At 65.6% G+C, this 13767-nt stretch carries 15 protein-coding genes; 7 read left to right on the forward strand and 8 right to left on the reverse strand.

Features of this window, described 5'->3' with window-relative positions; all coding sequences use genetic code 11:
- Positions 1 to 19: 19 nt before the first annotated feature.
- Together rpmB and CH276_RS18245 are read left to right on the forward strand one after the other, a co-directional pair.
- Complete coding sequence (rpmB, locus tag CH276_RS18240) at positions 20 to 211, forward strand: 50S ribosomal protein L28 (protein ID WP_008717389.1); 192 nt, start codon at positions 20 to 22, stop codon at positions 209 to 211.
- Between the two features lie 131 nt (positions 212 to 342).
- Positions 343 to 1137 (forward strand): enoyl-CoA hydratase/isomerase family protein, encoded by a 795-nt coding sequence (locus tag CH276_RS18245; RefSeq protein ID WP_032397776.1) that lies wholly within the window; start codon positions 343 to 345, stop codon positions 1135 to 1137.
- Between the two features lie 5 nt (positions 1138 to 1142).
- Here the strand turns inward: CH276_RS18245 and CH276_RS18250 are convergent, their stop codons facing one another.
- Genes CH276_RS18250 through CH276_RS18260 form a run of 3 tightly spaced genes read right to left on the reverse strand, consistent with a single transcriptional unit; the run spans position 1143 to position 3384 of the window.
- Positions 1143 to 1835, reverse strand: coding sequence for a uracil-DNA glycosylase (locus CH276_RS18250; RefSeq protein ID WP_094631793.1), 693 nt, complete (start codon positions 1833 to 1835; stop codon positions 1143 to 1145).
- Complete coding sequence (locus CH276_RS18255) at positions 1832 to 2356, reverse strand: gamma carbonic anhydrase family protein (protein WP_094631794.1); 525 nt, start codon at positions 2354 to 2356, stop codon at positions 1832 to 1834. Before CH276_RS18255 ends, CH276_RS18250 begins: the two co-directional genes overlap by 4 nt.
- 38 nt (positions 2357 to 2394) lie before the next feature.
- Complete coding sequence (locus CH276_RS18260; protein WP_441344244.1) at positions 2395 to 3384, reverse strand: thiamine-phosphate kinase; 990 nt, start codon at positions 3382 to 3384, stop codon at positions 2395 to 2397.
- Between the two features lie 191 nt (positions 3385 to 3575).
- On the opposite strand from CH276_RS18260, the gene CH276_RS18265 reads away from it, so the two are divergent.
- Together CH276_RS18265 and CH276_RS18270 are read left to right on the forward strand one after the other, a co-directional pair.
- Entirely contained in the window at positions 3576 to 3824 is a 249-nt protein-coding gene (locus tag CH276_RS18265; RefSeq protein WP_045195625.1) for an Lrp/AsnC ligand binding domain-containing protein, read from the forward strand.
- Between the two features lie 3 nt (positions 3825 to 3827).
- Positions 3828 to 4433: a DUF3515 domain-containing protein gene (locus CH276_RS18270; protein WP_094689123.1), complete on the forward strand. Its 606-nt coding sequence runs from the start codon at positions 3828 to 3830 to the stop codon at positions 4431 to 4433.
- 18 nt (positions 4434 to 4451) lie between these two features.
- Here CH276_RS18270 and CH276_RS18275 read toward each other — a convergent pair whose 3' ends face one another.
- Together CH276_RS18275 and CH276_RS18280 are read right to left on the reverse strand one after the other, a co-directional pair.
- On the reverse strand, positions 4452 to 5558 hold the full coding sequence (locus CH276_RS18275) for a D-alanine--D-alanine ligase family protein (protein ID WP_045199902.1): 1107 nt from the start codon (positions 5556 to 5558) through the stop codon (positions 4452 to 4454).
- 73 nt (positions 5559 to 5631) lie between these two features.
- Complete coding sequence (locus tag CH276_RS18280) at positions 5632 to 6630, reverse strand: NAD(P)H-dependent glycerol-3-phosphate dehydrogenase (RefSeq protein ID WP_032397770.1); 999 nt, start codon at positions 6628 to 6630, stop codon at positions 5632 to 5634.
- Positions 6631 to 6732: 102 nt separating this feature from the next.
- Here CH276_RS18280 and cofC point away from each other — a divergent pair, with 102 nt between their 5' ends.
- From cofC to CH276_RS18295, 3 genes are all read left to right on the forward strand, one after another.
- Positions 6733 to 7497 (forward strand): 2-phospho-L-lactate guanylyltransferase, encoded by a 765-nt coding sequence (cofC, locus tag CH276_RS18285; protein WP_373557307.1) that lies wholly within the window; start codon positions 6733 to 6735, stop codon positions 7495 to 7497.
- A gap of 193 nt (positions 7498 to 7690) precedes the next feature.
- A complete protein-coding gene (locus tag CH276_RS18290; protein ID WP_230597037.1) occupies positions 7691 to 9811 on the forward strand; it encodes an RNA degradosome polyphosphate kinase in 2121 nt (706 codons plus the stop codon).
- A complete protein-coding gene (locus CH276_RS18295) occupies positions 9811 to 10746 on the forward strand; it encodes an NUDIX hydrolase (protein WP_032397769.1) in 936 nt (311 codons plus the stop codon). The genes CH276_RS18290 and CH276_RS18295 overlap by 1 nt, the downstream gene beginning before the upstream one ends.
- A 95-nt stretch (positions 10747 to 10841) precedes the next feature.
- On the opposite strand, the gene CH276_RS18300 is transcribed toward CH276_RS18295, so the two are convergent.
- The 3 genes from CH276_RS18300 to leuC all read right to left on the reverse strand — a co-directional run bounded on the left by CH276_RS18300 (position 10842) and on the right by leuC (position 13766).
- Positions 10842 to 11531, reverse strand: a complete 690-nt coding sequence (locus tag CH276_RS18300) for an HU family DNA-binding protein (RefSeq protein WP_094631796.1) — start codon at positions 11529 to 11531, stop codon at positions 10842 to 10844.
- A gap of 148 nt (positions 11532 to 11679) precedes the next feature.
- Complete coding sequence (gene leuD, locus CH276_RS18305) at positions 11680 to 12297, reverse strand: 3-isopropylmalate dehydratase small subunit (protein ID WP_032397767.1); 618 nt, start codon at positions 12295 to 12297, stop codon at positions 11680 to 11682.
- Positions 12298 to 12341: 44 nt separating this feature from the next.
- The gene (gene leuC / locus CH276_RS18310) at positions 12342 to 13766 is read right to left on the reverse strand and encodes a 3-isopropylmalate dehydratase large subunit (protein WP_094631847.1); all 1425 of its coding nucleotides are present in this window, start codon (positions 13764 to 13766) and stop codon (positions 12342 to 12344) included.
- Between the last annotated feature and the right edge of the window lies 1 nt (position 13767).

A 13767-nucleotide genomic window follows, 5' to 3' on the forward strand; every position in this document is an offset into this window, starting at 1 on the left:
TATCAAGGAGTTCGCGACTATGGCTGCCGTCTGCGACGTATGCGCCAAGGGGCCCGGCTTCGGTAAGTCGGTCTCGCACTCGCACCGACGGACCAACCGTCGTTGGAACCCGAATATCCAGACCGTTCACGCTCAGGTTGCGCCTGGTAACTCCAAGCGCATGAACGTGTGCACCTCCTGCTTGAAGGCAGGCAAGGTGGTCCGGGGCTGATTTCGGCCTCGCTCTTCGTTTTCCTCCACGGCGTTCCTCGCGTGCGAGAACTGTGCCCCGCCCCCGTATTCGGAGGCGGGGCACAGTCGTCGGTGCACTCGAACACTTGGACGTCCATTAGAATTCCGATCGTGAGTGATTCGGATGACTACGGTCCCAGCAAGGTCAGCATCGAGGACGGCGTGCTGCGCATCGTCGTCGCCACCGAGGCGGGCGGTGCCTCCCTCGACCTCGAAGGCATCGACGCAGGCACGGCGGCACTGCGATCCGTCAACGCCGGTACCACCGCGATCGGAAGTGTGCTCCTCATCGGCCGCGGGCCCAACTTCTGCGCAGGCGGAAACGTACGCGATTTCGCCGGAGCCGACGACCGCGGCGCATTCGTCGGTTCGGTTGCCGACACGTTCCATGCATTCGTCCGCGAACTGGCCGCCGTCACCGTCCCGGTCGTCGCCGGGGTCCACGGCTGGGCGGCCGGGGCAGGCATGAGTCTGGTCTGTCTCACCGATATCGCCATCGGCGGACCGTCGACCAAACTGCGCCCTGCGTACCCTTCCATCGGATTCACCCCGGACGGAGGAATGTCCTGGACACTCCCCCGAATCGTCGGTTCGGGCCGCGCGATGGACATACTTCTGGGTGACTCGATCATCAACGGAGAGGATGCCGTTCGGCTCGGAATCCTCAGCCGGCTGGTGGGCGACGACATCGTCGACAGTGAGGCCGAGCGCCTCGCTCGAACCCTCGCCAACGGCCCGACATCGGCGTACCAGGGCATCAAGAGACTACTCGGAAGCTCCGAATCAGCAACTCTGACAGAACAATTGGACGCCGAAGCCGCCTCGATATCGGTCGCTGCGGCGTCACCGGCCGGACGTGAAGGCGTCGACGCGTTCGTCGAGAAGCGTCGTCCAGACTTCTCCTGAACCGGTCACGGCAACGTCCAGTCGATCGGTTCGTCTCCGCCTTCGACCAACAGTTCGTTGACGCGGCTGAAGGGCTTGGATCCGAAGAAACCGCGTGAGGCGGACAGCGGTGACGGATGAGCGGATTCGATGAAGGGCACCGATCCGAGCATCGGCTTCAGGGTTGCCGCGTCACGTCCCCAGAGAACTGCCACCAGTCCGGGCGCGTCGGGGTTCTCCGCTCGGGCGACCAATGCCCGAATCGCCTGCTCGGTCACCGCTTCCCAGCCCTTCTTGCGGTGTGACGCCGCCTGCGACGGTTCGACGGTGAGCACCCTGTTGAGCAACATCACTCCCTGCTCCGACCAGGGTGTGAGATCGCCGGTGCTCGGCGTGGGCAGACCGAGATCGTCGGAATACTCCTTGAAGATGTTGCTCAGACTCCGCGGTACGGGTCGCACGTCGGGCGCGACAGAAAAGCTCAGGCCCACTGCGTGTCCCGGCGTGGGATACGGATCCTGACCGACGATGAGCACGCGAACCCGATCGAAGGGGTAGCGAAAAGCGCGCAGCACGTTCTCACCCGCGGGCAGGTAGTGCCGTCCGGCGGCGAGTTCGGCTCGCAGGAAGTCGCCCATCGCAGAGACATTCGTCTCGACCGGAGCGAGGGCAGCAGCCCAGCCCGACTCGACGCTCTCGGACAGCGGCCGGGGCGTCACCGGTCGATCCGGCGCAGCGCGTCGCGGTAGTACGCGGCATTGGCGGAGTACATCTGCACGTTGATGTCGACATGCCCCTCGGGAACCTGGTAGCCCTCGCGGATCTTGGCGGGCACGCCGAGCGCCATGGAACGTTCGGGAACGACGAACTCGAACGGCACCACCGCGCCTGCACCGACGATCGAGCCCGCACCGATCTTCGATCCGTTCAGGACCACCGAGCCCGACGCGATGAGGCAGTTGTCCCCGATGGTCGCACCCTCGACGTGCGCATTGTGGCCCAGTACGCACCCGGAACCGATGACCGTTGCGTCGATCGGAGTGCAGTGAACCACGGTCCCGTCCTGCACGTTGGTGCCCTCGCCGATCGAGATGGTGCCGTAGTCGGCCCGCAGAACCGCAGTGGGCCACACCGACGATCCGGCAGCCAAGGTCACCGCTCCGATGACGACGGCGTCGGGATGAACGTAGGCGTCGGGGTGGATGTCGGGTTCGCGATCACCGAGCGCATAGATAGCCATCTCTGCAACTTAGCCGACTCGACCGACCCGACCCGCGTTCACTCGCCCTCGAAACTCGACCATCCCGAGCTACCCGCGTGGACGCGTCCGCCGACCGTCACTCGACCCGCAGGCGCACCGTCTCCGTGCTCGACGCGGCCGATCACCGTCCATCCCCCGGGAACGGCGGCGGCATCGGGGAAGGTGCCGACGAGCGCGTGATCCTCGCCTCCGGTCAGTACCCACTCCAGCGGATCGTGCCCCATCAGCGTTGCTGCCGAACGCAGTTCGACGGGGATCTCCAGCAGGTCGGGATCGAGGTCGACGAGAACGCCCGATGCGTCGGCGATGTGGCCGAGATCGGCCAGCAGCCCGTCGGAGACGTCGGTGAGCGAGGTCGCACCCGCCTCTGCGGCGTCGATCCCGGCGCGGTACGGCGGGACGGGCACTCGGTGTGCGTCCAACACGGCGTCGTGGCCCGTTCCGTCCCGGTCGCCGAGCAGCAGGGCCAGGCCGGCCGCGGACCAGCCGAGCCGCCCCGCATAGGCGATCACATCACCGGCACGCGCCCCCGATCGCAGAACCGGGGCCCGGCCCTGGAGATCGCCGAGCGCGGTGATCGAGATCACCAGCTCCGGCGATTGCACCACATCGCCACCGACGACGGCCGATCCCGCAGCAACCGCCTCGCGCCACATGCCCTCGTTGAGACCGTCGGTCACACTCACCGGAGTGTCGGCCGGGCACCCGAGAGAGACCAGAAAACCCGAGCACTGCGCGCCCATCGCGGCGATATCCGCGCCGTTCTGCGCGATCGCCTTGCGGCCGATCTGTATCGGACTCGACCAGTCGAGCCGAAAGTGCCTGCCGTGCACCAACATATCGGTCGATGCCGCGATCCGACCGTCGGGCGCGGCGACCACGGCTGCGTCGTCGCCGGGCCCGACGATGGTCGACGACGGCTGCTCGCGGCCTGTGATGGCGCGAGCGATCACGTCGAACTCGCCGACCTGCGCGACGGTGCGCTCGCTGCCGGTGGCCGAGTCGATGACGGTGTCGTCGATGATGTTCCTCCCTGAGAACGCGGTGCGTGCGCGACGGTCTCGCGCGGAGCGAGTGCCGCGCCTGCGGTACCTTTTAGCGGCGGTCGGGACAGTACCGATGCAGCAGGTTACGTGCGAAGAGAACGTAGTCGAACCAACCTACAGTCGAGAAGTCCGGCAGGGGAAAGGGACCACCGATGGTGCAAGCATTCGTTCTCGTTCAGACCGAGGTCGGTCGTGCGACGGCCGTCGCACAACAGATCGAGGCCGTCGACGGTGTCGTGTCGGCCGAGGCAGTGGTCGGGCCCTACGACGTGATCGCGCGCGCCGACGGTGCCTCCGACGCCCAGATCGCCGAGATCGTCTCCCGCATCCAGAAAGTCGATGCCATCACTCGCACCCTCACCTGCCCCGTGGCCCCTCGGTCGACGACGTCCGTCGGATAGCTCGTGAATTCACCCGACACCGGCAACGACGCCGGCACCGAAGACGGCCCCGCCGAGACCGAGGGCACTCGCGAGCAGCGCCACCCCGCAGTCATCGCCACCGCGATCGCGCTACCGGTCGCGCTCGTCGTCGGAGTTCTGGTTGCCGCCATCGCGGTGAATCGCTCAGCCGTCCTCGATCCGGTCGCGCTCGGCCCGGTCGACTCCCCCGATGCCGCGAGTGCGCAGTGCACGTCGCTGCTCGACGCCCTGCCCGAAGACCTCGGCGACTACACGAGAGCCGAACTGGCCGACCCGGCCCCGGTCGGAGTCCGCGCGTGGGTCTCGGCCGAGGAGAACGCCGAGCCGGTCGTGTTGCGCTGCGGTCTGCCCCGGCCGATCGGGTTCGATGTGGCCGCGCCGCTTCAGGTGATCAACGGCGTTCAGTGGTTCGAGGTGTCCGGCGCAGACGACGGGATCGACGCCAGCACGTGGTTCGTCGTCGATCGCGGTGTGTACGTCGCCCTGACGATTCCGGGCGACTCGGGCCCCACCCCGTTGCAGGACGCGTCCTCCGCCGTGTCGGGCGCGCTGCCCCAGCAACCTCTCGACCCGGCTCCGTTGCAGTAGCGCCGGGCCGCAACAGCTCTAACGCAAACCGGTACCGCGGGCGAGAGCGGTGTCGATCAGGGTGGCGATCAGCGTCGGGTAGTCGACGCCCGATTCGGCCCACATCTTGGGGTACATCGAGATCGAGGTGAATCCGGGCATGGTGTTGATCTCGTTGATGACCGGGCCGTTCTCGGTGACGAAGAAATCCACCCGCGCCAGACCCTGGCAGTCCAACGCGCGGAAGGCGGCGACGGCGAGCTCACGAATGCGGTCGCTCGTGGCGTCGTCGAGGGCAGCCGGGATGTCGAACTCACTGACATCGTCGAGATACTTGGTGTCGAAATCGTAGAAGGCATGATCGTCGATGTCCGCGTCGGGAATTCGGATCTCGGCGATGGCGCTCGCGCGCACGGTGCCGTCGGGAAATTCGAGCACTCCGCACTCGACCTCGCGGCCGTGGATCATGCCTTCGACGATGACCTTGGGGTCGTGTTCGCGTGCGACGGCGATCGCGGTGGGGAGTTGGTCCCACGCGGTGATGCGCGAGATTCCGATGGACGATCCGCCTCGGGCCGGCTTGACGAATGCGGGCAGGCCGATTCGGTCACGCTCGCCTGCCGTCAGGTCGTCGACCCCGCGTCGGAGTACCACCTGGCGACCTATCGGCAATCCTTCGGCACCGAGCAGCTTCTTGGTGAATTCCTTGTCCATCCCCGCAGCGCTGGCCAGCACGCCCGGCCCGACATACGGAACGCCTGCCAACTCGAGCAGACCCTGCAGGGTGCCGTCCTCGCCGTACGGTCCGTGCAGAACCGGGAACACGACGTCGACGGATGCGAGCACCGTCCCGCCTTCCCCCTCGCCGAGGGCGAGCAGAGCGCCGGCGTGACCCGGGTCCGTACTGAGAGCGAGCGCTGCCCCGGTCTTGTCCACGGTGGGCAGGACGCGGTCGTGAATCGTCAGCGCGTCGATGTCGGAAGAGCCGAGTACCCACGCACCGTCCGGGGTGATTCCCACCGGAACCACCTCGTACCTGGCCGGATCGAGGTTCTGCAGCACGCTACCTGCCGATACACAGGACACAGCGTGCTCGCTGCTGCGGCCCCCGAAGACGACGGCAACTTTGATGCGGGGAGTACTCACGATGAGAAACCGTACCGCCGCGGCTCGTCGAACGCGGATTCGCCCTGTTCGTCGCGAGACCGCGATCACTGCCTCACTCGGGCTTGATGCGACGTCCCAGCAGGTGCCCGACCGCATCCGGTACGGACATGCCGCCGTGACAGACGCGATGCACGGCGTCGGTCAGCGGCATCTCGACGTCGTAACTCTCGGCGAGCGCCCGGACCGAGGTACACGACTTGACGCCTTCGGCAACCTGCCCGTGCGCTGCTTCCTGCGCACTCTCGAGGGAGCCACCCGAACCCAGTCGTTCTCCGAACGTGCGATTACGCGAGAGGGGGGACGAGCAGGTGGCGACCAGGTCGCCCACGCCGGCCAGGCCCGACAGCGTCGACGGCTTGGCACCGAGTGCTACTCCGAGGCGGATGATCTCGGCCAGGCCCCTGGTCATGATCGACGCGAGGGTGTTCTCGCCGTATCCGACGCCTGCGGCCATCCCGCACGCGAGGGCGATGACGTTCTTGCAGGCACCCCCGATCTCGGCACCGATGACATCGCTGTTGGTGTAGGGCCTGAAATATCCTGTGGCACAAGATTTCTGAATCTCGAGGGCACGCTGGGAGTCCGAGCACGCGATGACCGTCGCGGCGGGCTGGCCCTCGGCGATCGGGCGCGCGAGGTTGGGACCGGACAGGCACGCGACCCGGCTGGGATCCGCACCGGTGACCTGAGAGATCACCTGGCTCATCCGCATGAGCGTTCCGGTCTCGATCCCCTTCGCCAGGGAGAGCAGCGTCGCGTGCGGCGGAATCGAGTCGGTCCACGCCCCCAGATTGGCCCGCAGACTCTGTGAGGGCACGGCCAGCACCACGATGTCGGCTCCGTCGAGTGCACGGACGGGATCACTCGTCGCGCGAATCGAGGACGGCAGCTCGATTCCCGCAAGGTAGTCCTTGTTCTCGTGGTCGTCGGTGATGGATGCGGCGAGTTCCTCACGGCGGGCCCACATGGTGACGTCCGTTCCGGCATCGGCCAACACCTTGGCGAATGCGGTGCCCCACGAACCCGACCCCAATACCGCTGCTCTGCTCATTCCGCCAACCCCTCGCCTACTTCGCCGATGCCCTGTCCACGCGCGCATCACCCTAACTCGCAGACCTGCTCGGGCGGTCGGAGTCGGCACAGATCCATGACGCTGGCAGGATCGAGCACCATGGGTGCATCACGAGACGACGACGGCGACCGCGTCGTCAGGGTTCTCATCGCGGTGAAGGATCTGGCCACGGCGAAGTCGCGCCTGGCGGCGGAGTTCTCGGCACCCGACCGGACACGATTGGTGCTCGCGATGCTCAGCGACACCGTGGCGGCCGCAGACTCGGTGTCGGCGGTCGATTCGGTCACTGTGGTCACCCCGGATCCTCTCGTCGCGGACACCGCCCGCAGAATCGGTGCACGGGTGTTCGACGAACCGGTCCGCGATCCGGCACTGCAACCTGACGAACGCCTCAATCACGCGTTCGCGGCCGCGGCGCACGTACTGCGTCACGGTCACGTCGGCGCGGACGTCGATGGGGACGAAACCGTCAGCGCAGGCCACGTCGACATCATCGCGTTGCAGGCAGACCTTCCGGCGATGCGTTCGACAGAACTCGCCCAGGCCTACGACCGCGCCCGGCGGGGAGGCAGATCACTCGTGGTCGATCATCACGGCACGGGAACCGCTGCTCTGATCCTCAAGGATTCCCCCGACGAGTTGGCACCACTGTTCGGACCGGACTCCGCACGCCGCCATACCGCCTCGGGCGCACGGGAACTCGACGGCGAGTGGCCTGGCCTTCGACTGGACGTGGACACCGCCGACGACGTCCGCAGAGCGCATCGTCTGGGAGTCGGACCGGCGACGGCGGCCGTTCTCCACTCGCTCGGGTGGAACGACGAGGCATCCGCGACGACTGCGTGACGGTAGGGACCGCCACGGCAGCCGGGTGAACACCGACCCGAGTTCGGCCATCGGAGTTTCACCGACGCCGGGTATGGGGGATGATCGTGCGGTGAGCAAAGACGACGTGCAGCCAGCGAACCAGGATCCGCCGATCGAGACAGGAAAGGCCGCAGGCTCGGAGCCGGCGTGGAGCGCGCCGATCGCGTCGACGATGCCGAGCATCCCGTCCGCACTACCGGCCGCCACACCGGAATCGGTGGACGCTGCGACCGTTCTTCCCGAAAATCGCTATCTCAACCGAGAATTGAGCTGGCTCGATTTCAACTCGCGTGTCCTCGCTCTCGCCGAGGACTCCTCGCTGCCCTTGCTGGAGCGGGCGAAGTTTCTCGCCATCTACGCGTCCAATCTCGACGAGTTCTACATGGTCCGGGTCGCCGGTCTCAAACGTCGCGACGAAACCGGTCTGTCGGTTCGATCGGCCGACGGAATGACTCCTCGCGAACAGCTGGCGGTGATCGGGCAGCGCACCCAGGAACTTGCGCTCAAACACGCGCGAGTGCTGCTGGATTCGATTCTGCCCGAGCTCACCGCCGAGGGCATCGCGATCATCCGGTGGTCCGATCTGGACAGCGACGAACGTGCGCGACTGTCGGACTACTTCACCGAACAGGTGTTCCCGGTTCTCACACCGCTGGCCGTCGACCCGGCGCACCCGTTCCCCTACATCAGCGGCCTGAGCCTCAATCTCGCTGTGACAGTGAAGGACTACTCCACGACCGGGGAGCACTTCGCCCGCGTCAAGGTCCCCGACAACGTCGATCGCTTCGTGCGCGTCAAGCGCGGCGAGGGCACTCACCGCATCGACGCCTTCCTGTCGATGGAGGAGTTGATCTCCGCTCACCTCCATGTGCTCTTCCCCGGCATGGAGGTCGTCGAGTCCCACGCGTTCCGGATCACGCGCAACGCCGATTTCGAGGTCGAGGAAGACCGCGACGAGGACCTGCTGCAGGCTCTGGAGCGAGAACTCGCTCGGCGGCGCTTCGGCTCGCCGGTCCGTCTCGAGATCGCCGACGACATGACCGAGCACATGCTCGAACTGCTGCTGCGTGAGCTCGACGTCGATCCCGGCGATGTCATCCAGGTTCCCGGACTGCTGGATCTGTCCTGCCTGTGGCAGGTCTACAGCGTCGACCGCCCCAACCTCAAGGACGCACCCTTCGTTCCTGCCACCCACCCCGCGTTCGGTGAACGCGAGACCCCCAAGAGCGTGTTCTCGACTCTGCGCGACGGCGACGTCCTGGTGCACCATCCGTACGATTCCTTCTCCACCAGCGTCCAACGCTTCATCGAGCAAGCAGCGGCCGATCCTCAGGTGCTCGCCATCAAGCAGACTCTCTATCGCACCTCGGGAGATTCGCCGATCGTCAACGCACTCGTCGACGCGGCCGGAGCGGGCAAGCAGGTCGTTGCACTGGTCGAGATCAAGGCGCGTTTCGACGAACAAGCCAACATCGAGTGGGCACGCAAGCTCGAAAAGGCGGGCGTGCACGTGGTCTACGGCCTCGTCGGCCTCAAGACGCACTGCAAGACCTGCCTGGTGGTGCGCCGAGAGGGGTCGGTCATTCGCCGGTACTGCCACATCGGTACCGGCAACTACAACCCCAAGACAGCGCGTATCTACGAGGACGTGGGCCTGCTGACGTCATCGCCCGAAATCGGGGCCGACCTCACCGATCTGTTCAACTCGCTGACCGGATACTCGCGAAAGTCCAAGTACCGCAACCTTCTGGTCGCTCCGTACGGGGTGCGGCGCGGCATCGTCGAGCGCATCGAAGCGGAGGTCGAACACCTCAAGAGTGGCCGTGCGGCCGGAATTCGCCTCAAGGCCAACGCCTTGGTCGACGAGCAGGTCATCGACGCGCTCTACCGAGCATCGATTGCCGGAGTGCCGGTGAAGGTGGTGGTGCGCGGAATTTGTGCGCTCAAGCCAGGAGTTCCCGGGCTGTCGGAGAACATCGAAGTTCGTTCCATCCTCGGTCGATTCCTCGAACACTCACGGGTTCTGCATTTCCAGGGTGCGGACGAGTTCTGGATCGGCAGCGCAGACATGATGCACCGCAACCTCGATCGCCGAGTGGAGGTGATGGCTCAGGTCAAGGATCCCCGACTGGCGAACCAGCTCAGCGACATCTTCGATTCCGCCCTCGACCCCACCACTCGATGCTGGGAGTTGGGACCGGACGGCGGCTGGGTCGCCTCACCTGCTCGGGGCGAGAAGGTTCGTGAACATCAGGTCGACCTGATGCGCAGTCGGAGGAATCAGGCGTCCTGATGGGCACTTCCGACGGTTCTCCCCGCGCCAACATCTTTGCGGCCGGCTCGATCCTGTGGCGTCGTTCACCGAGCGGCGACTCCGGCGTCGAGGTCGCCTTGGTGCACAGGCCCAAGTACGACGACTGGTCGTTCCCCAAGGGCAAGCTCGATCCCGGCGAGACAGCTGTCGACGCAGCGGTCCGAGAGGTGAAGGAGGAGACCGGATTCGACTCACGACTGGGGCGGTCGCTGTCCTACGTCACCTACCCGATTCCGGGGCACCGTCGGGTCAAGAAGGTGCTGTACTGGGCGGCCGAGGTCACCGGGGGCGAGTTCGTCCCCAATGTCGAGGTGGACGAACTGCGCTGGGTGGCACCCGAGGACGTCGGCCGCGAACTCTCGTACCCCATGGACCACAAGATCCTTCGCCGGTTCGTGGCCAAGCCTGCCGACACCTCGACGGTGCTGCTGGTTCGTCACGGCAGTGCCGGGTCGCGCTCGCGGTTCAAGGGCAACGATGTCGACCGTCCGCTCGACAGGACCGGACGGCGGCAGGCCCAATCCTTGGTCTCGCTGCTTCGTGCCTTCGGCGGTGATTCCGTGTACGCAGCCGACCGCGCTCGATGCGTCCAGACAGTCGCTCCGTTCGCCGAATCGTTGGGGGTGGACATCACTCCCGAGCATCTGCTGTCCGAGGAAGGCTACGCCGACGACCCTCGCAAGGGGCGACATCGCGCTCGCGACATAGCCGAACTGCCCGGCACCCCTGTTGTCTGCAGCCAGGGAAAGGTGATTCCCGACCTGATGCGATGGTGGGCGGAGAAAGACGGAATCACGTTGCCTGCCAACCGAAATCGTAAGGGTAGTGTTTGGGTGCTCTCGCGCCGTGACGGTCGGCTCATCGCTGCCGACCACATCGCCAGTCCGTTGCCCACCCTCACCGCCGACGGCTGAGCGGCGCAACACCAACGACGGAAGGCCCCCGACTCGATGTTCGAGTCGGGGGCCTTCCGCGGTGTTCACACTGTCATACGTGAAGCAGGCAGGCTCTACTTCTTCGGTGCGCGCTTCGCGGGTGCCTTCTTGGCCGGTGCCTTCTTGGCCGGAGCCTTCTTGGCAACGGTCTTCTTGGCCGCTGTCTTGGCCGGAGCCTTCTTGGCGGGAGCAGCAGTCGTTGCGGCCTTGCGCGCAGTCGTCTTGGCCGGAGCCTTCTTCGCAACGGTCTTGCGTGCGGTGGTCTTCGCGGGAGCTGCCTTCTTGGCGGCGGTCTTCGCGGGAGCCGCTGCCTTACGAGCAGTGGTCTTGGCCGGCGCTGCCTTCTTGGCGGCAGCGGTGGTTGCCTTGCGGGCGGTCGTCTTCACGGCAGCCTTCTTCGCAGCCGTCTTCTTCGCAGCCGCAGTCTTCTTGGCCGGAGCCGCAGCGGCACCGCGCTTGACGGCAGGACCGGTGGCGGGCAGCTTCTGCCCACCGGCGATGACGGCCTTGAACTGCGCACCCGGACGGAATGCCGGAACGTTGGTCGGCTTCACGCGAACGGTCTCGCCGGTGCGGGGGTTACGGGCGACGCGGGCTGCGCGACGACGCTGCTCGAACACGCCGAAGCCCGTGATCGTGACACTCTCGCCGCGGTGCACTGCGCGCACGATGGTGTCGACGATGTTCTCGACAGCCTCTGTGGCGCTCCGCCTATCAGACCCCAACTTCTCGGTCAGGGCGTCAATCAGCTCTGCCTTGTTCATGGATTTCCTCCGCTATATGGTGGCCCATCGTCGGACCGACTACTACAACGGTAAACCCCAAGTCGTCAAGAGTCTATGCGCCACGCCAATTTTCATTCTGGTGTCGCGGAATGATTCACGGCCGCAAAGCGTGTCGGACCGCCGCCGATCAGCTTTCGGCGGGTGTCTCGATCCGCGCCGGAAGGGTCAGGGGTTTGTATGAAGGCCTTGACTTTTCGTACTCCGTAATGGCCTCTACCTGGCGTAATGTCAATCCGATGTCGTCCAGGCCCTCCAGCAGACGCCACCGCGTGTAGTCGTCAATCGCAAAGGGCACCACCAACGTTCCAGCCGTTACGGTCTTGTCGACGAGGTCGACAATTATTTCCAGACCGGGCTGTTCTTCTAAGGCTTTCCACAGCAATTCGACGTCGGATTGATCCACTTCGGCAGCCAGCAGCCCGGCCTTACCCGAGTTTCCGCGGAAGATATCGGCGAAACGGGAGGCGATCACGACCCGAAATCCGAAGTCCGAGAGTGCCCAGACGGCATGCTCGCGTGACGATCCCGTACCGAAGTCGGGCCCGGCAACGAGCACCGAGCCTCGGTCGTAGGGCTCGAGGTTCAACACGAAGTTCGGGTCCGAGCGCCAGGCGGCGAACAACCCGTCCTCGAATCCGGTGCGCGTGACGCGCTTGAGGTAGACCGCGGGGATTATCTGGTCGGTGTCGACGTTGGACCGCCGGAGCGGAACTCCGATACCGGTGTGTCGAGTGAAAGCTTCCATCGAATGTGCTCCTCTGAGTTCGATCGATCCGAGCGAAGACGCGTTTACGCGAGATCCGCCGGAGACGACAGGGTTCCACGGATTGCCGTTGCCGCTGCTACCAACGGTGACACGAGATGGGTGCGCCCACCCTTGCCCTGCCTACCCTCGAAATTGCGGTTGGACGTCGACGCCGATCTCTCGCCCGACGCCAATTGGTCCGGGTTCATTCCCAGGCACATCGAGCAACCGGCCTGACGCCACTCCGCTCCTGCGGCCGTGAATATCTCACCCAGTCCTTCCTCCTCGGCCTGCGCTCGCACCCGCATGGAACCCGGTACCACCAGCATTCGCACTCCGTCGGCAACCCGGTGTCCTTCGAGAACGGACGCGACGGCCCGCAGATCCTCGATTCGGCCGTTGGTGCACGAGCCGACGAACACGGTGTCGACGGCGATATCGCGGATGGGCGTTCCCGCTTCCAGACCCATGTACTGCAAGGCCTTCTGGGCTGCCACCCGCTCGCTCTCGTCGACCATCGCCTGCGGATCGGGCACCGTATCGCCAAGTGGCGCACCCTGACCCGGATTCGTTCCCCACGTGACGAACGGCGTCAACGTGTCGGCGTCGATGTGGACCTCGTTGTCGAACACCGCATCCGGATCGGTCGCCAATTCGTTCCACGCGGCCACCGCCGCATCCCAGTCGGCTCCGCGAGGAGCGTGCGGGCGTCCCTTCAGGTACTCGTAGGTGACCTCGTCGGGTGCGATCATGCCTGCCCGCGCTCCGGCTTCGATCGACATGTTGCAGATGGTCATTCGCGCTTCCATCGACAGCTTGCGAATGGCCTCACCGCGGTATTCGAGGACGTAGCCCTGACCGCCGCCGGTGCCGATCTGTGCGATGACGGCGAGGATGAGATCCTTGCTCGTCACACCGGGGGCGAGTTCTCCGTCGACGGTGATGGCCATCGTCTTGAAAGGACGCAGCGACAAGGTCTGCGTGGCCATGACGTGCTCGACCTCACTGGTGCCGATGCCCATTGCGATCGAGCCGAAGGCACCGTGCGTCGAGGTGTGACTGTCTCCGCACACCACGGTCATGCCGGGCTGGGTGAGACCCAGCTGTGGGCCGATGATGTGCACGATGCCCTGATCGAGATCGCCCATCGGGTAGAGCCGAACACCGAATTCCTCGCAGTTGCGTCGAAGGGTGTCGACCTGCGTGCGCGAGACCAGATCGGCGATGGGCGCGAAGATGTCGGCCGTCGGGACGTTGTGGTCCTCGGTCGCGATCGTCAGATCGGGACGACGGAGCCCGCGGCCGGCCAACCGAAGTCCGTCGAACGCCTGCGGGCTCGTCACCTCGTGCACCAAATGGAGGTCGATGTAGATCAGATCCGGCTCACGCGCCCCGCCTTCGCCGCCGCCTCGGACCACCACATGCTGGTCCCATACCTTCTCCGCCAAAGTCTTCGGTGTTTCGGACATC

The sequence above is a fragment of the Rhodococcus sp. 06-470-2 genome, from assembly GCF_002258235.1.
Classification (GTDB): domain Bacteria; phylum Actinomycetota; class Actinomycetes; order Mycobacteriales; family Mycobacteriaceae; genus Rhodococcoides.